The sequence below is a fragment of the Actinobacillus equuli genome (assembly GCF_900636745.1).
Lineage (GTDB): Bacteria > Pseudomonadota > Gammaproteobacteria > Enterobacterales > Pasteurellaceae > Actinobacillus > Actinobacillus equuli.
Map to the genome: position 1 here is coordinate 539168 of NZ_LR134310.1, position 17934 is coordinate 557101.

At 38.6% G+C, this 17934-nt stretch carries 18 protein-coding genes and 4 tRNA genes; 6 read left to right on the plus strand and 16 right to left on the minus strand.

The features are described 5' to 3' along the window. Window positions 1-75: 75 nt before the first annotated feature. A complete protein-coding gene (suhB, locus tag EL121_RS02430) occupies window positions 76-888 on the minus strand; it encodes an inositol-1-monophosphatase (protein ID WP_039197432.1) in 813 nt (270 codons plus the stop codon). 166 nt (window positions 889-1054) lie between these two features. Between suhB and EL121_RS02435 the strand changes: the two genes are divergently transcribed. After that, the gene (locus EL121_RS02435) at window positions 1055-2152 is read left to right on the plus strand and encodes a TrmH family RNA methyltransferase (protein WP_039197433.1); all 1098 of its coding nucleotides are present in this window, start codon (window positions 1055-1057) and stop codon (window positions 2150-2152) included. 50 nt (window positions 2153-2202) lie between these two features. On the opposite strand, the gene EL121_RS02440 is transcribed toward EL121_RS02435, so the two are convergent. The 9 genes from EL121_RS02440 to EL121_RS02480 form a co-directional block, all read right to left on the minus strand. Further along, window positions 2203-2829 carry a LysE family transporter gene (locus tag EL121_RS02440; protein WP_039199034.1) on the minus strand — a complete coding sequence of 209 codons (627 nt, stop codon included), beginning with the start codon at window positions 2827-2829 and terminating at the stop codon, window positions 2203-2205. A 12-nt stretch (window positions 2830-2841) separates the two neighbouring features. Next, window positions 2842-3315 carry a phosphatidylglycerophosphatase A family protein gene (locus tag EL121_RS02445; RefSeq protein ID WP_039197435.1) on the minus strand — a complete coding sequence of 158 codons (474 nt, stop codon included), beginning with the start codon at window positions 3313-3315 and terminating at the stop codon, window positions 2842-2844. Window positions 3316-3327: 12 nt separating this feature from the next. After that, the gene (gene thiL, locus EL121_RS02450) at window positions 3328-4293 is read right to left on the minus strand and encodes a thiamine-phosphate kinase (protein WP_039197437.1); all 966 of its coding nucleotides are present in this window, start codon (window positions 4291-4293) and stop codon (window positions 3328-3330) included. A gap of 64 nt (window positions 4294-4357) precedes the next feature. After that, a complete protein-coding gene (gene nusB / locus EL121_RS02455; RefSeq protein ID WP_039197439.1) occupies window positions 4358-4771 on the minus strand; it encodes a transcription antitermination factor NusB in 414 nt (137 codons plus the stop codon). Window positions 4772-4896: 125 nt separating this feature from the next. Then, window positions 4897-6195 (minus strand): type IV pilus secretin PilQ, encoded by a 1299-nt coding sequence (pilQ, locus tag EL121_RS02460; protein WP_039197441.1) that lies wholly within the window; start codon window positions 6193-6195, stop codon window positions 4897-4899. Between the two features lie 11 nt (window positions 6196-6206). Then, a complete protein-coding gene (locus EL121_RS02465) occupies window positions 6207-6611 on the minus strand; it encodes a hypothetical protein (protein ID WP_039197443.1) in 405 nt (134 codons plus the stop codon). Further along, entirely contained in the window at window positions 6604-7131 is a 528-nt protein-coding gene (locus EL121_RS02470) for a chromosome segregation protein (RefSeq protein WP_081978365.1), read from the minus strand. Before EL121_RS02470 ends, EL121_RS02465 begins: the two co-directional genes overlap by 8 nt. Window positions 7132-7133: 2 nt before the next feature. After that, entirely contained in the window at window positions 7134-7655 is a 522-nt protein-coding gene (locus EL121_RS02475; protein ID WP_039197445.1) for a hypothetical protein, read from the minus strand. Next, entirely contained in the window at window positions 7637-8323 is a 687-nt protein-coding gene (locus EL121_RS02480; protein WP_039197447.1) for a type IV pilus biogenesis protein PilM, read from the minus strand. The genes EL121_RS02475 and EL121_RS02480 overlap by 19 nt, the downstream gene beginning before the upstream one ends. 138 nt (window positions 8324-8461) lie before the next feature. On the opposite strand from EL121_RS02480, the gene EL121_RS02485 reads away from it, so the two are divergent. The 5 genes from EL121_RS02485 to EL121_RS02505 all read left to right on the plus strand — a co-directional run bounded on the left by EL121_RS02485 (window position 8462) and on the right by EL121_RS02505 (window position 15205). Then, on the plus strand, window positions 8462-11047 hold the full coding sequence (locus EL121_RS02485) for a penicillin-binding protein 1A (RefSeq protein ID WP_039197449.1): 2586 nt from the start codon (window positions 8462-8464) through the stop codon (window positions 11045-11047). Window positions 11048-11310: 263 nt separating this feature from the next. After that, window positions 11311-11832 carry a shikimate kinase AroK gene (aroK, locus tag EL121_RS02490; RefSeq protein ID WP_005623982.1) on the plus strand — a complete coding sequence of 174 codons (522 nt, stop codon included), beginning with the start codon at window positions 11311-11313 and terminating at the stop codon, window positions 11830-11832. Window positions 11833-11848: 16 nt separating this feature from the next. Beyond that, window positions 11849-12937, plus strand: coding sequence for a 3-dehydroquinate synthase (gene aroB, locus EL121_RS02495; protein WP_039197450.1), 1089 nt, complete (start codon window positions 11849-11851; stop codon window positions 12935-12937). 3 nt (window positions 12938-12940) lie between these two features. Beyond that, entirely contained in the window at window positions 12941-13777 is an 837-nt protein-coding gene (locus tag EL121_RS02500) for a Dam family site-specific DNA-(adenine-N6)-methyltransferase (protein WP_039197452.1), read from the plus strand. A gap of 69 nt (window positions 13778-13846) precedes the next feature. Beyond that, complete coding sequence (locus tag EL121_RS02505) at window positions 13847-15205, plus strand: sodium-dependent transporter (RefSeq protein WP_039197454.1); 1359 nt, start codon at window positions 13847-13849, stop codon at window positions 15203-15205. A 128-nt stretch (window positions 15206-15333) separates the two neighbouring features. Here EL121_RS02505 and pgi read toward each other — a convergent pair whose 3' ends face one another. From pgi to EL121_RS02535, 6 genes are all read right to left on the minus strand, one after another. Further along, window positions 15334-16974, minus strand: coding sequence for a glucose-6-phosphate isomerase (pgi, locus tag EL121_RS02510; RefSeq protein ID WP_039197456.1), 1641 nt, complete (start codon window positions 16972-16974; stop codon window positions 15334-15336). 38 nt (window positions 16975-17012) lie between these two features. Continuing rightward, entirely contained in the window at window positions 17013-17264 is a 252-nt protein-coding gene (gene ubiK / locus EL121_RS02515) for a ubiquinone biosynthesis accessory factor UbiK (protein WP_039197458.1), read from the minus strand. Between the two features lie 145 nt (window positions 17265-17409). Beyond that, a tRNA-Gln gene (locus tag EL121_RS02520) sits at window positions 17410-17484 on the minus strand. 51 nt (window positions 17485-17535) lie between these two features. After that, window positions 17536-17610, minus strand: a tRNA-Gln gene (locus tag EL121_RS02525). Window positions 17611-17637: 27 nt separating this feature from the next. Beyond that, a tRNA-Leu gene (locus EL121_RS02530) sits at window positions 17638-17722 on the minus strand. Window positions 17723-17725: 3 nt separating this feature from the next. Then, a tRNA-Met gene (locus tag EL121_RS02535) sits at window positions 17726-17802 on the minus strand. Window positions 17803-17934: the final 132 nt, after the last annotated feature.

Below are 17934 nucleotides of genomic sequence, written 5' to 3' on the forward strand. Positions count from 1 at the left end.
GGGTATTGCAAAATACGCCGGAAATTTGACCGCTTGTTTGTTTTACCCGTGAAATCTATGGTTTAAATTTTTAAATTAGTTTTTAAGATCTTCAGTTAATACCGGTTGAATCGTATTTAAAATCTCTTTTACCACACGAGCCTGACCTGCAACAACATTACCTGATTTTAAGTAATCTGTTCCACCAACAAAATTCGTTACGATTGCCCCGGCTTCACGCGCAATTAAATCGCCTGCCGCACAATCCCAAGGTTTTAAGCCGATTTCAAAGAAACCGTCAACACGATTTGCCGCAACATAAGCCAAATCAAGCGCTGCCGAACCGGTACGACGGAAATCCGCCACGCCGTTATTCATTAAGCCTTCTAACATATTTAAATGCGCAGGACGATGTTTAGCTGCTTTGAAAGGGAAACCGGTTGCAAGTACAGTACCGTTTAAATCACGGCGATCTGTTTCTACACGTAAACGGAATTCATTGAGTTTTGCACCTTCACCACGAACAGCAGTGAAAAGTTCATTACGGATTGGATCGTAAACAACACCCACCGTTGTACGACCATTTTCACGTACCGCAATCGAAACTGCAAAATGAGGTAAGCGTTTCACGAAGTTAGTTGTGCCATCTAATGGATCAATCACCCATTGCACATTTTCGTTTTCACCAGCCAAAATACCAGACTCTTCACCAACAATAGCGTGATCAGGATAAGATTTACGGATCACTTCGATAATCGCCGCTTCCGCCGCTTTATCAATTGCAGTTACATAATCGTTTGTACCTTTTTGAGCCACTTCGATTTCACTCGCGGCTTGCTCATAGCCTTTAGCAATAATATTGCCTGCTTTTCGTGCAGCACGAATAGCAATGTTTAACATTGGGTTCATAATTCCACCAGATTTTAAAGAACATAAAAAGACGAGTGATTATAAAGAAACTTACCAAATAAAGGAATAACAAGCGGTCTGATTCTCAAAATTTTTTGCAAAAAAGCGATATTTTACTAGGCGAATAAACTATAATAGCCCGAAATTTTCCCTAAGGAACGATAGAATGAAACCAAAATTTAATGAAAATAAACCTCGCTTTCAAACCGTTGATGAGCGCCGAGATAACAAATTCCAAACAAAATCAAACCGCTTTAACGATGAACATCACTCAAATCGCCGCGAACAGCGTAATGATCGTTCTTCAAACCGATTCGAAGATAAACCTCGTTTTGACAAACCTAAATTCGGTGGCAATAAAGCTCGCTTTGAGCGTAAAGATCGCCAAGAAGCTCGTGAAGTGCTTTACCCGACAAGCGCTAAAAAAGCTAGCGGCGAAGGCAGCGTACAAATTAGCGTAAAAGGCTGCAATAGCACAATTAAAGAGAAAAAAACCGGCCCGCTTTCTCCTCGTGCGCCGGAAAAAATTAAGAAAAACCGTGCGGAAGAAATGAAAGTGTACGGTGAAAACGCTTGCCTTGCATTGTTTAAACAACGACCGGATGCGATTGTGCGTTTATGGGCAACTGTAGAAGGCGCGAAAAAGTTAGGCGATATGCTTAGCTACTTAGCCGAACACAAAAAAGCTTATCATGTGGTAGATCGTGCCGAAATGGAACGTGTCACCGGCACAGAACACCACGGCGATGTCTGTTTATTAGTGAAAAAAGCCGTGCCGTTCTCATTAGAAGGTTATTTACAAGTGCCGCGTAAACGTGATTGTTTAGTCTTACTGGATGCAGTGAACAATGCACAAAACGTAGGAGGTATTATTCGTACTTGTGCGTTCTATGGTGTAAGCGGTGTAATTGTAGAAAGTGCCGATACCCTTAATTCAAGTGCTGCAGCTCGCGTTGCCGAAGGTGGTTTAGAATTTGTTCGTCCGCTTGAAACCAAGCATAAACAAATCGCACTGACGCAATTACGTCATGCAGGCTATCAAATCGTCCATTTAACCCGTAATAAACAAGCGGCATCACTGGCAAAAACGAAATTAGCTGCAAAAACGGTATTCGTATTAAGTGAAATTCCAGCACAAGACGTTGAATATCCGGAAGATACAACCGTACAGCTTTCTTTTGAAAACCCGCTTAACAGTGGCTTAAATGTTGCGGTAAGTACTGGTATCGTACTGAATCAGTGGTACCAAACGCATATCGCTTAAGATTGAAACTAAAAAAACAGGCTTACGCAAAAACGTAAGCCTGTTTTACTTTAACCGCCAATCAAACCTTTGATTCCGTCAAAGATCAAAATCATCCCGAATAAAATAAAAATCACACCGGCAACATTGTCAATATAGCGGCTATATTTAGCATAAAAATTACGAATCGGTTTACGTGAGAAAAGTAACGAAACTAATAAGAAATAAACAAATGCGCTCCCGACTAAAATCATTAATACCGCAAGTAAATCCGTAATATTGGATAATTGTGCAACATAACCGGATAGCACACTGCTAAAAAATACCGCAATTTTGGCATTAGCAATATTCACACTTAATGCTTTTAAAATTTCTTGTCTAATCGTCGTTTGTACCACTTTTGCTTTTGACTCATCAAATTTTGCATTTTGGGTAACTTGTACCATTTTAACGCCCATATAAGCCAAAAAGCTTCCGCCTAAAATCATAATAATATACTGAATAATATGGGTCGTTTGGCTCAAGACCGATAATCCAAACACTGCTACAACCGCCCAAATTGCCACGCCGATAGAAATACCGACACACGCACAGATCGCATTACGCGTATTATCACTTGCCGCTTTACGACTGATATAAAAAAAATCAGGACCAGGGCTAATTAAGCCAATTAATTGCACAATAAAAATTGTCATCAACATAGCGCTTTCCTAAATAAACCAATAAATAAAATGTAAAACAATCAGTGCATAAATTGCAGCAACAATATCGTCAAACATAATGCCTAAACCGGTTTCTAATTTTTCATCAAAATAACGAATCGGATAAGGTTTTAGTACATCAAAGAAACGAAAACAAATAAACGTTAGTAGATAAGCTAACCAATTGTATTCAGGCAAAAATGTAAACATCAAAAAAATTGCCACAATTTCATCCCAAACGATACGCCCGTCATCATGTACATTTAGATCGCGACTGGTTTGCTCACAAATATGGCAACCGGCAATAAAGCTCACAAGAGTTAAACCAACAAAGAATAAAGAACTCTCGGTTAAATTCCACAATAAAATGGCAATCAATACGCCTACAAGCGATCCCCACGTTCCAGGAGCCGGTTTTAATAAACCGGAACCAAAACCACAAGCGAATAAATGAATCGGATTTTTTAAGTTAAAAATTTTCATAGTTATTTTTTATTATGATTTGAAGTGATCAAAGCCGACTTGAGACGGTACCGGTACTTGTTTGCCATTTTGGCGTAAAATCAGACCGCTTGCTGCCGGGATGATTTTACCGATACAGCTAACCTTAATCCCTTGAGAACGTAAAATTTGTTCCATTTCCGACCGCTTGTCATCCGATACGGTAAAACATAACTCATAATCTTCCCCACCGATTAAAGCGAAATGAAGCGCTTCTTGCTCACTATATTTAGCCATTAAATGTGCAGAAAGCGGTATGTTATCCAATTTGATTTCGGCGCCAACTTGACTGCGCGTTAGAATATGCCCTAGATCCGCTAATAAGCCGTCTGAAATATCGATTGCACAACGGGAAAATGCTCGTAATGCCAGTCCTAATTCCACTCTTGGCGTAGGTCGTAAATGGCGTTGCACTAAATAGCGGTCGGATTCGTCCGAAATTTTGCAATTACTCAACAACAGCGATAAACCGGCTGCACTATCCCCTAAACTGCCGGAAACAAAAATCCAATCACCTACTTTTGCTTGATGTCGAAACAATCCTTGATCTTTAGGTAAAATACCTTGTGCGGTAAGCGTTAGCGAAAGCGGACCGCCGGTGGTATCGCCACCAATCAAATCAACATGATAACGATCTAACACGGAAAATAAACTTTGGCTAAACTCAGCAAGCCATTGATGATCAACTTTCGGTAATGTTAACGCTAAAGAAACCCAAGCGGGAGTTGCGCCCATTGCAGCTAAATCACTTAAATTAACCGCCAATGTTTTATAAGCTAAATCCGCAGCTGAAATAGACGGAAGAAAATGCGTTCCCGATACAAGCGTATCGGTAGTAATCGCTAAACGTTCATCCGGCTTTAAGGTAGTAACAGCACAGTCATCACCTACGGATAAATCAACATCTGAACGCACATTGTTACGCTGAAAATATTGTGCAATAACTTCAAATTCCGTCATTTTTCCTCCGTTAAATAACAAAAAAAGAAGGCGAGCCAATGCTCACCTTCTTTCGATAAATAAATTATTTACGACCTAAAGCCGGTGCTAATTTATCTAAAATACCGTTGATATATTTATGGCTATCGTCTGAACCGAATACTTTCGCTACTTCAATACCTTCATTAATTACTACTTTATAAGGTACATCAAGTTCATATTTTAATTCATATGCTGAAAGGCGTAAGATAGTACGTTCAATTGGATCAACCTCATCTTCCGCACGATCTAAAAATGGGCGAAGCTCGCTATCAATCGCTTCTACATATAAAACCGTACCTCGTAATAGTTTACGGAAATAAGGTAACTCAACACCATTCATATCTTGGTCTGTTACAAACGATAATTCAACTTCTTCTATACTGTTTTGCGATACATACCAAGAATAAAGAGCCTGAACCGCACACTCTCTGGCACGGCGACGTGGAGAAACTTTCATAAAACCTCTGCGTTTATTATAAAGAGCAAAATGGCGGCATCTCAATAAACCGCCACACAAAAATTCGTACGCAATCAATAAATAACTTATTGCGATTTAAGCAAGAGATTTTAACACAATTTATCCTATTTTGGCGGTAATTTCTGTGAAGAATGCGAGGAAATTTGCTGTTTTCCACTTTTAACAATATAAGGTGTAACGAAAATAACTAATTCGCGCTTACTGATCCTATCACTGGAATGGCTAAATAACTTTTTAATGACCGGAATTGAACCTAAAATCGGCACTCTGTCCTCACCTTTTGCGGTTAAATGCTGAAAAATACCGCCTAGCACAATAGTTTCACCATGCTTAGCGAATACTTGCGTATTTAATTCCTGTTTATCAATCGTTACTAAACCATGAACTGTCGAACTGGTTGAATTCGGCGAATTTTGTGTCACCACCAAATCAAGCAAAATTTGATTATCGTTTGAAATATGCGGCGTGACCTGTAGCCCTAAAACGGCTTCTTTAAATTCGATATTTTTCACTTCATCTTTACGGTTATAAAGCACATACGGAATTTCAGTCCCTTGCTTAATACTCGCCGGTTTCTTATTAGTGGTCAGTAAACGAGGGCTGGCAATAATTTCCACATCATTTTCTTGCTCTAAAGCGGTTAATTCCAAATCAAGCACTCGTCCATTAATTTTTGCCACTTGTAGCGCAATAGAAGCGGCATTATTTACCGGAAAATTTACGTTTAAATGGTTAGTATTCGGTAGTCCATTCGCTTCAAGCGAACCAGCGACTTTATGATGTCCGTTTGTCGGAGAAAACATTCCCCAGCGTACCCCAAGCTCTTGCAAATTTTCACTACTTATTGTGACTATCCTTGCTTCAATCGCAATCTGCTCAGTCGGTTTATCCAGATTTCTAATTAATTTCACGATATTTTTCATCGATTCTGGGCTATCTTTAATTATCAAACTATTACTACGATCATCAAAATGTAGATAGCCGTTTTCCGATAAAAAATTACCACTACCTTTGGTTAAAGATTCAATCACTTCCGCTGCCTTCGCATAATCTAATTTTATTGTCTTAGTAATCAACTTAGGTTTCAATACATCCGGATTTACAGCTATTGGCATAGCCGCTTTCTCATCTTTTTTGTGTCCAATAAAATAGATCTGGTTTTCATACGCACTGCTGAGCTTATTTGCTCGAGTAATACTTTTTAACACGCTATCAAAATCGCTATTTTCAATTCTTAATGTAGTATTTGTTTCAATATTGCCGCTTAACACAATATTTTTGCCGTATTCTTCGGCTAAATAACTTAAAACTTCCGCTGTCGGCGCATTTTTCAGCGAGATAGAAAAAGTATTTGCCATAACCGGCGTTAATATCAAAAGGAGCAACAAAATCACTCTTCGCATACTTTTTCCTCCTATAATTTTAAGAGCACTGGAGTCGGAGACTCACAATTTTTCTCTGTTTGCCAATTAATGTAACGGATAGATTTTAAATCAATGTCTATAATCTGGATTAATTCATCCGCTAGCCAATCATTCACTTGTAAATCAAACAGTTGCTTTTGAGCATCCATCAAAATTGCTTTATAGTTATCCTGTTTCTTCACCACCCCGATAAATTTTAACTGTGCCAATTTTGCCGGCAAATAATGGGAATTTCGTTGTAACGGTAAGCTACAAGCGGTCAAATTTTCTGTATTTATTGCAATTTCCGACTCAGAAGAAATGTGGCTGTTTTCATCGGCTAATTTCTCACCATAAAATGGTTCAGCAATGCTTACTGATGAGAAAAATAATAAAATCCAAATATATTTACTCATTTTTATCCTCTGTAACGATAACAGTAGCTTTTAATTGCAACTGTTTTCCCACATTTAATTTAACCAAATCAATCTGTTTGAATTTTAATTTTTTAAGATTAGATAACGCCTTAATTAAATTAAATATTGTGACAACTTGATGATTTAAGGAAAAATATATTGACTTTTCTTGTTCTACATTCCATTGCATTTGCTCTAACTTTACCTGATGACGATTAAATAAATTTTGTAATTGTTGATTAAATTGGCTAATAGATTGTTCCTTTCTTTTAAAATCGTCATTATGTTTGGAAAGACTTTGATACAGCATATTCTTTTGGCTAATTTCGTCAGTTAATTGTTGCTGAACAAATAATAGTTCCTGCTGCCGATATTGTTCATAAAAATAACAATAAGACGGATAGCTAATAATTGAAACGAACAATAAAACAAGAATTGTTTTAAAATAACGTTCAACAAATGATGACATCCTAAAAACATATCCTTGAGGAAATAAATAAAATCGATTAATAGAAAACATTCTTACTCCCTTAATACGATGTTCAAACTAAATTCAACTTGATGTTGATCATTTATTTGAAAATTAACTAATGAATATTTAAATGCTTTTTGTTCGGATAAATATTTTTCTAACCGCTCAAATTGGATGGATTGCATTAATATACCGGTTATTGTCATACTTGGAATCTCATTATGTTCCAGTATGACCGTATCTATTCCACCTTGTGCTAAAGGCAAGCGTTGCAATAAATCTAAGAACATATTCACTTGCCTTTCAGTTAACGTTTCACTTAGATGAACATTTGATAAGCTTCGTCCTTGTTCTAATTTGCTATTCAGTCGTTCCAATTCTGTTTTTAGCTGCTGATTCTGGCTTACAAGCGGTCTATTTTGCTGAGAAATTTGCCAAGCACTCGATTGCAAATATATAGCGAGACTGAGTGCCATCATGCCAATAATAAATAACCAATAAAATCGGCTATAAATTTTGCGTTTCCATTGCCTTATTCGCCAATCGGTTAAATTTATCCCTTGCCATTCCATAAACTCGCCCCTAATGCGGTTACATATAAAAAAGGATCTTTTGTCGAACCAGGTAATTCAAGATGACTTAAATCGCAGTTGGCTTGTGTAAGGTCCGAACTAAACTCAAGCGCTTTCGCTGTTAATCTAAATGTTTTATTTTCTAAAGTGTAAACCCTGTCCTCTTGTGCTAAGGTTGAATTGGATAAGTAATTAAAACCACGAACAAAACAATAAAGTTCACAATCTAAAATCGTATCTGTTTGAAGTAAAAGTAAATCAGCATAATTTCTGCGTAGGGCATAAACGAGCACTCGAACCAAGCCATCATTCGGCAGTGGAAAGAGTTGGTAATCAAAATAAACTTCTTCTAATGCAATCGGTAATTCTCGGCATAATACTTGCACAATTTGGCGATAAATCATTGTTTGGCTGTAACTAAGAGGGAGAAAAAGATATTTTCGCCAAATATATTGGAAAGGAATTGAACGAACAAATGTAGAATTTTCAGGAAATTTAACCGCTTGTTGCCATGAAAAGTCATTATCTTCCGCTTTTACTTGCCAAGAAATCTCGGTTTTATTTTCTGGCACATTCTCCCAAACAAAGCAGCGATAAGCCTGATTTTCACTTACGCCAATTAATGAAGGTTTTTGCGTATTTTTCAGCAACTTGGCGAAACTTTTCACAATTTTACTCCTTTAAATTGACTTTGTTTGATTTTTAAGCGGTTTTTTAGGTGTTTTTCGCTTATACTTATACCTTTGTAGTGTCTGTATATTGGCTATAAAATTTTATTTCGTCATTTACCAAAAGAGAATTTTTCGATGAAGATCGCAAAAATAATATTAAGTGCTTTTCTTTCTCTCATTATTTTGGGGGGGATTGTCGCCGGCATAGCGTATTTCCATATCAAAGAAAGCCTACCAAATGTTTCAACATTAAAAAGTGTTGAATTACAACAGCCGATGCAAATATTCACGGCTGACGGCAAACTCATTGGTGAAGTGGGTGAACAGCGCCGTATTCCAGTAAAACTGGCAGAAATTCCACAAACGCTCATTGATGCAATCATTGCAACCGAGGACGTTCGTTTCTACGATCATAAAGGTATCGACCCTAAAGGGATCATGCGTGCTATCTGGCGTTCTAGTCAGGGAGATACTCAAGGAGCAAGTACAATTACGCAACAGCTAGCAAGAAATTTCTTCTTAACGCCGGAACGTAATATAGAGCGGAAAATCAAAGAAGCTATCTTAGCGCTTGAGATCGAGAAAGTACTGAGCAAAGATGAAATTCTTGAACTTTACCTGAATAAAATTTATCTGGGTTACCGTTCTCACGGAGTGGCGGCAGCTGCCAAAACCTATTTCGGTAAATCGTTAGAACAACTCAGTTTAAGTGAAATGGCGATTATTGCCGGTTTGCCTAAAGCACCTTCTACCATGAATCCGCTTTACTCGGTAAAACGTGCCGAAGCACGCCGTAATGTTGTATTAGGCCGAATGTTAGAAGTCGGTAAAATTACCCAGCAGCAATATGATCAAGCAAAAGCAGAACCTGTAAAAGCAACGTTCTACGGTACGGCTTTAGAATTTAGAGCGGATTATGTAACCGAAATGGTTCGCCAAGAGATGGTGAAACGTTATGGCGAAGACGTTGCATATAACAAAGGTTTTAAAGTGTATGCAACCGTACTTTCCACTGACCAAAAAGCGGCTCAAGACGCATTAAGTGAAAACTTAATTAATTATGACCGCCGCCACGGTTGGCGTGGAGCTGAAAAGCTTTGGAACGACAAAAGTGCTTGGGATGATGAGAAAATTATCGAACACCTAAGCAAATTACCAAATTCAGAACCTTTCGTTGGTGCAGCGGTTGTTGCTATCACCAAAAATGGTTATACCATTATGTTAGCTAACGGCGATAAAGCCGAATTGAAAAAATCAAATGCAACATTTGGCAAATCAATTAAATTAAATGTTGGTGAACAAATTTGGGTTCGCCAAACAAAAACAGGTGGCGATTGGCAACTAGGTCAGATTCCTGAAGTAAACTCAGCATTGGTGTCATTAAACAGTGATAACGGTGCAATTGAAGCGATCGTAGGTGGATTTAGCTTTGAACAAAGTCGCTTTAATCGAGCGACCCAATCTTTAGTTCAAGTTGGTTCATCAATCAAACCGTTTATTTATACCGCGGCAATGAATAAAGGTTTAAGTCTTTCAACCACGCTGAGCGATTCACCGATTACGATTATTAAGCGCGGACAAAAGCCGTGGACGCCAAAAAATGCGGATAATCGATATGAAGGTCCACTACGTTTACGTGTTGCATTAGGTAAATCAAAAAATATGGTTGCAATCCGCACCTTACAAATGGCGGGTTTAGACTATGTTGCCGAATATTTAGAACGTTTTGGTTTCAGTCGTGATCAATTTATGGCAACCGAAGCACTAGCACTAGGTGCAGCTTCTTTTACGCCGCTAGAAATGGCTCGTGCCTATGCTGTATTCGATAACGGCGGTTACTTGATTGATCCTTATATTATTGATCGTATTTTAGATAACCAAGGCAATGAATTATTTAAAGCAAATCCGGCCATTGCTTGTGTCGAATGTGATCATATTCCGGTGAAATATCCTGAACCGGCTTATTTTGACGGTGTGAAAATTCATGATGAAGAACAGCTACGTGAAGCATTTGGTACACCAAGCGAAGAAAGTGTTACGGAAGAAGTAGAAGCGGAAGAGTCAACTGAATCTGAACCGGAGATCAAGCCGGCAGTGAAAACAAATGCGCCGAGCTTAATGACAGAAGCAACTCAAAACTCTTCAGAAGTTCGTTATGCTCCTCGTGTGATTAGCGGTGAACTTGCTTTCTTAATGCGTAGTGCATTAAATAGTGCAATCTATGGTGAACCGGGACAAGCTTGGAACGGTACCAGTAAAGCACTTGCTAATGACTTCAAACGTAAAGATATAGGCGGAAAAACCGGTACTACAAACAATTCAAAAGTGACTTGGTATGCTGGTTTCGGCGCTAATATCGTAACGACCGTTTATGTCGGGTTCGATGATAACAAACGTGATTTAGGTCGTGGAGAAGCAGGAGCAAGAACTGCGATGCCGGCATGGGTTAAATATATGAAAGTGGCATTAAAAGATAAACCTGAGCGTAACTTCCCGATACCTCAAAATATTGTTGAAGCAAAAATTGATTCAACAAGTGGTTTCTTAGGCAGCAATTTAACTGAGTACTTTATCAAGGGTACTGAACCAACGAAAAAATATATCGTTGAAAAAGCCTATAAACTGCCACAATCTCAGGATAAACAGTTACATATCGAACAACGTTTAGGCTTACCGCCTAAAGGAGTTTTGAGCTCACCGGAAGGTAGCGAATTATTCTAAAAAATAATGTAAAAATTTGGAGATAATCTCTTCTATAAGGTTGAAATTAGGTGTGATTTCTTGAGATAATCACACCTAATTTTATTTTGGGCGATTTGTGGCATCTATACTATTTGAATTAATCGAAAAATCATAATTGTAAAATTTTTCGCAAAACAGACCGCTTGCCATTGCTAATTGAAGGCAGTAAGGCATAAGCGGTCGTTTTCTTTCCACAAGTCGAGTTGTTTAAATTTAGTTGTCGAATAAATGAAGAAAAAATAATGGCTGAAAAACGTAATATTTTCTTAGTAGGTCCAATGGGAGCAGGGAAAAGCACTATTGGTCGCCAGCTGGCACAAATGTTGAATATGGATTTTATTGATTCCGATTCTGTAATTGAAGAACGTGCTGGCGCAGATATTGATTGGATCTTCGATGTAGAAGGTGAAGCGGGTTTCCGTAAACGCGAAGAAAGAATTATTAATGAATTAACCCAAAATCAAGGGGTTGTACTTTCAACCGGTGGTGGTTCAGTATTATCAAAAGATAATCGAAACGTACTTTCTGCTAGAGGTATTGTGATCTACTTAGAAACCACGGTAGATAAACAATTTGAGCGTACGCAACGTGATAAAAAACGACCTTTACTTCAAACGGAAGATCCACGTAAAACCCTTGAAGAGTTAGCAAAAGTTCGTAATCCGTTATACGAAGAAATTGCTGACATTACACTACAAACCGATGAACAAAGTGCAAAAGTTGTTGCGACTCATATCATCGAGTTAATTGATAATTTACAGTAACCACAAGGGGCAAGATATGTTACAAGTGAATGTTGAATTAAAAGAACGTCGTTATCCGATTATTATTGGAGCCGGCCTGTTAGCGGATCCGCAAAGTTATGCTCCGTTAAAAGCCGGTGACAAAGTGATGATTGTCTCTAATCCAACAGTTGCTGAACATTATCTTGCCACAGTTCAAGATACGTTGACTAAACTAGGTTGTTGTGTTGATTACGTATTAATTCCAGATGGGGAAAAATACAAAACGTTAGATTCGCTCAATATGATTTTCACCGCATTATTGGAAAAAAATCATAACAGAGACACTACCCTTCTTGCATTAGGTGGTGGTGTTATTGGGGATGTGGCAGGCTATGCTGCAGCTTCTTATCAACGAGGCATCCGTTTTATTCAAATCCCGACAACCCTATTGGCGCAAGTAGATTCCTCCGTAGGTGGGAAAACGGCAGTAAACCACCTTCTAGGTAAGAATATGATCGGTGCGTTTTACCAACCGCTTTCGGTAATTATTGATACGAATAGCTTACACACCTTAGCTAAACGTGAAGTAAGTGCCGGCTTAGCCGAAGTCATCAAATACGGTGCTATTTTTGATCTCACCTTCTTTGAATGGTTAGAACAAAATATTGATAAACTTGTTGCCCTTGATCAAAACTCATTGGAATACTGTATCCAGCGTTGCTGCCAATTAAAAGCCGATGTTGTCGCTCGAGATGAGACCGAAAAAGGCGATCGTGCTTTACTGAATTTAGGTCATACGTTCGGTCATGCCATTGAAGCGCATATGGGATACGGTAATTGGTTGCACGGTGAAGGCGTATCAGTCGGAATGCTTGAAGCAGCAGAATTATCGCGTATTCTCGGCGACTTAACCGAACAAGACGTAGCTCGTCTTGAGAAGTTATTAGCTCGCGCGATTTTACCGACAATCTCTCCGGATAATATGGAACCGACGGAATATCTTCCTTATATGTGGCGAGACAAAAAAGTACTAGGCGGTCAATTACGTCTAATCTTACTTAAATCACTTGGTCAAGCCTATATCAGCGCACAAGCAACTGAAGCGCAAGTATTAGCAGCAATAGAACGCTTCACCCAACGCTAATTTATGAGCAATCACAAACGTGCCTTTTTAAAATGGGCGGGTGGAAAATACCGCCTAACCCCAGAAATCAACAAACATCTGCCCCCTCAGCCAGCTCAGGGGGCTTGTTTCGTTGAGCCATTTGTAGGTGCAGGCTCCGTATTTCTCAATACGGATTATGATCGCTATCTGCTCGCTGATATTAACCCAGATCTCATTAACCTGTTTAATATCGTAAAGCAAGACGTAGAACATTATATTCAGCAAACAAAAGCGCTCTTTCATGCACCTAATGCTAATAGTGCGGAATTTTATTACGCGCGCCGTCAGGAATTTAATCAATCTAACGATGAATTCCGCCGAGCCGTGCTGTTCTTATATCTAAACCGTTTTGGCTTTAATGGGCTTTGTCGTTATAACCAAAAGCGAGAATATAATGTACCGTTCGGCGCATATAAAACACACTATTTCCCTGAGCAAGAATTACGCTTTTTTGCTGAAAAAGCCCAAAAGGCACAGTTTATTTGCGCTGACTTTGAAGAGGTTTTCAACTTATTGGAGCAAAAGTCGGATAACTATATTGTTTACTGCGATCCGCCTTACGCTCCGCTTCAACAAGAAAGCAATTTCACCAATTATGCCGGAGGAGGCTTTAGTCTTGCCCAGCAAGAATTGCTCGCCTCTTATGCAAAGCAAGCGCAAGCTAAAAACATTCCGGTATTAATTTCAAATCATGATACGGCTTTTACCCGTAGCATTTATAAAGGTGCAAAAATCAAAAAAATTAAAGTTCAGCGTTCTATCAGCCAAAAAGGCGATGCACGTATAAAAGTCGATGAATTATTTGCACTTTTTGCATAAATATCTTTTTGTAAAAGTTTTTAAAAATCAGACCGCTTGTCGGTCTTTATTAGCCCTTTAGGAGTAATAATGTCAAATAAACCTGTAGAACGCCAATCGTGGTCAAACCGATTGGCTTATGTTATGACTGTTGCCGGTGCGACTGTCGGTTTTGGCGCAACTTGGCGCTTTCCTTACCTTGTAGGCGAAAATGGCGGCGGAGCTTACGTATTTCTATTTTGTATCGCAATGATTGTAATCGGTATTCCGATGATTTTGGTGGAGAATGTTATCGGTCGTCGCATTAAGGTAAATGCGATTGATGCGTTTGGCGGAACGGCAAACGGTAAAAAAATCGCTTCAGGTTGGAAAATTCTCGGTTATATGGGCTTACTCGGCGCATTTGGTATCTTAGCTTACTATATGGTTTTAGGCGGATGGGTATTAAATTATATCGGTAGCTTATTAAGCGGTACTCTTGATTTATCTTCTCCGATTACCGTTGAAACGACTGCGGCTTATTACAAAGAAAGTATTCAAAACAGTCCGCTCGCAATCATCGGTTACACAGCGATTTTCGTATTAGTAAACTACTTTATTTTAGTCAAAGGAATCGTTGATGGTATTGAACGTTCAGTAAAATATCTTATGCCGATTTTGTTTATTTTCCTACTTGTGATGGTGATTCGTAACGTCACATTACCAGGTGCGGCGGAAGGTATTTCTTTCTACCTTATGCCAGATTTTTCTAAAATCACACCTAAACTGTTTGTGTTTGTGTTAGGTCAAGTATTCTTCGCATTAAGCCTTGGTTTTGGTGTATTAATTACCTTATCAAGTTATTTAGATAAAAGTGAAAACCTTGTAAAAACAGCAACTATTACCGGTATTATGAATACCCTAATTGCCGTACTTGCCGGTTTTATGATCTTCCCATCATTATTTAGTTTTGGTGTTGCACCAAACTCTGGACCGACCTTGGTATTCCAAAGTTTACCGATTGTGTTTTCAAATATGTGGGGCGGAAGTATCTTTGCAATTATTTTCTTTAGCTTATTAGTCGTTGCTGCACTCACTACCTCACTCACTATTTACGAGGTAATTATCACGGCACTACAAGAAAAAACAAAAATGGGACGTAAAGCTGCAATTGCCTTAACGCTTGGGACAATTTTCGTCGTGGGCAATATCCCATCCGTATTAGGTGATAATGAGTGGAAACACATTACGATTATGGGCAAAAGCATCTTTGATGCCTTCGACTATATCAGTGGTAATATCTTATTTATCCTAACCGCATTAGGCAGTGCGATTTTCGTTGGTTTTGTCCTAAAAGATGAAGCTAAAGCAGAATTAGGTGCTAGCAAAACGTTCACCAATATTTGGTTTAACTACGTAAGATTTGTTATCCCCATCATTATTTTAGTGATCTTCTTTAATTCGCTCTAAATCACAAAAAAGCTATTCGGCAACGGATAGCTTTTTTATAAACAGAGAACATAAAAAAGCGGTCAAAATTTGCAAATTATTCGCAAATTTTGACCGCTTGTTTTTTTATCGCTTAATCTTTATAAAGCCTAGCGCCACGCTTTAAATTGATTGATTAATCCGTTAGTAGAGCTGTCGTGGCTGGTAATTTGTTCCGCATTTTGTAACTCAGGTAAAATACGGTTTGCTAATTGTTTGCCTAACTCTACACCCCATTGGTCAAAGCTGTAGATATTGAAAATTACCCCTTGTACGAAGATCTTATGTTCATACATTGCGATCAGCGCACCTAAAGTGAACGGTGTAATTTTTTGCACTAAAATTGAGTTTGTCGGTTTATTACCGGTAAATACTTTAAACGGTACGATTTCCGCAACGTCTGCTAAATTTTTACCTGCCGCCATAAATTCCGCTTCAACGGTTTCTTTCGATTTACCGAATGCAAGCGCTTCGGTTTGCGCAAAGAAATTCGATAATAATTTTGCGTGGTGATCACCAACCGGATTATGTGTTTGTGCCGGAGCGATAAAATCACAAGGAATCAGTTTCGTACCTTGGTGAATTAATTGATAAAAAGCGTGCTGGCCGTTAGTACCCGGTTCACCCCATACAATTGGGCCGGTTTGGTGTGTTACCGGACTGCCGTCACGACCGACAAATTTACCGTTTGATTCCATATTACCTTGTTGGAAATATGCCGCAAAGCGATGTAAATATTGATCGTAAGGTAATAATGCTTCAGTTTCCGCACCAAGGAAATTACTATTCCAAATACCGATTAACGCTAATGTCGTCGGGATATTTTGCTCAATCGGCGCAGTACGGAAATGTTTATCCATTGCATGAGCACCTGAAAGCAATACTTCAAAGTTCTCAAAGCCTAATGATAAAGCAATAGAAAGACCGATTGCAGACCACAATGAATAACGACCGCCTACCCAGTCCCAGAATTCAAACATATTTGCCGTATCAATCCCGAATTTCGCTACTTCTGTCGCATTAGTAGATAATGCTGCAAAGTGTTTTGCTACTGCAGATTCATCTTTTGCAGCCGCTAATAACCACTCACGAGCAGTTAACGCATTGGTCATGGTTTCTTGAGTAGTAAAAGTTTTTGATGCAACTAATACTAATGTTGTTTCAGGATCTACTTTTTTCAGTACTTCTGCAATATGCGTACCGTCTACATTCGACACAAAATGCATATTTAAATGATTTTTATATGGGCGTAACGCTTCAGTTACCATATAAGGACCTAAATCCGAACCACCGATACCGATATTAATCACATCAGTGATTGCTTTTCCTGTGTAGCCTTTCCAGCTACCTGAAATAACACGCTCACAGAAATCTTTCATTTTAGCCAATACAGCATTCACTTCCGGCATCACATCTTTGCCATCAACCATCACTGGTATATTTGAACGATTACGTAATGCGGTATGTAATACCGCACGATTCTCAGTACGATTGATTTTCTGACCAGAGAACATTGCTTCGGTCGCAGAAGCTAAGCCGCATTCACTTGCTAACTGACGTAATAGGTCTAACGTTTTTTGATTAATGGCATTTTTAGAAAAATCGACAAGAATTTGCTCTTCAAAATTTAAGTGATATTTATCAAAACGATTTGTATCTTCGGCAAATAGCTGAGGAATGTTTAAGTTATCTGCTTTATGTTGTTCTAAAGCAGCCCAAGCTGCTGTTTGCGTTGGATTAATATTTTGCATATTAAAGGTCCTTTTGCTAATTAAAATTAAAAATGGGATTAATCTTTTGATTGATGTTTTTCAAGCTCTTCAAGACGTTTTTCTAATTCATTGAGCTTTTCACGTGTACGGAGTAATACTTGAGATTGCACATCAAATTCTTCTCGGGTCACAATATCAAGTTTAGCTAATTGGGCTTGTAAAATTTGTCTAAATTTTTCTTCAAGATCATTACCGACATTTTTTAAAGGCTGAGGTAATGCATTATGGAGTTGCTGAGCCAAGGACTCAAGGTTCTTTGGATTTAACATTCACTTTCTCCTTATAGAATAGCATTTAATTTTAATTAATTTTTGGCTAAATCTAAAGAAGAGAATAAGAATAATTAGGAATAAATCAAAAATAAAAAAAATATTAATAAGAAAAAATAAGATAAGCTTTGGATAATAAGAAGGATGGCTGGGGTACTAGGATTCGAACCTAGGGATGCCGAGATCAAAACCCGGTGCCTTACCGCTTGGCGATACCCCAAAAGAAAAAAACTAACATTTAGTTAGCTTTATTGCATGAAATGAAATTAGATGGCTGGGGTACTAGGATTCGAACCTAGGGATGCCGAGATCAAAACCCGGTGCCTTACCGCTTGGCGATACCCCAACACTAATTTTTTCGTAAGACAATGAATGGTGCGGGAAGAGGGACTTGAACCCACACACCTCGCGGCGCCAGAACCTAAATCTGGTGCGTCTACCAATTTCGCCATTCCCGCAAATGGTGGCTACAGCGAGATTCGAACTTGCGACCCCAACATTATGAGTGTTGTGCTCTAACCAGCTGAGCTATGTAGCCATTTTTTCATTTTTGCGTTCACCTCATCGGCTTACGGGGTGTATTATGCTGATTTTATTCCGCTTCGTCAAACACTTTTTTTAAAAAAGTGGAGAAATTTGATTGTTTGGCTATACATTGCTCATTTTGTCA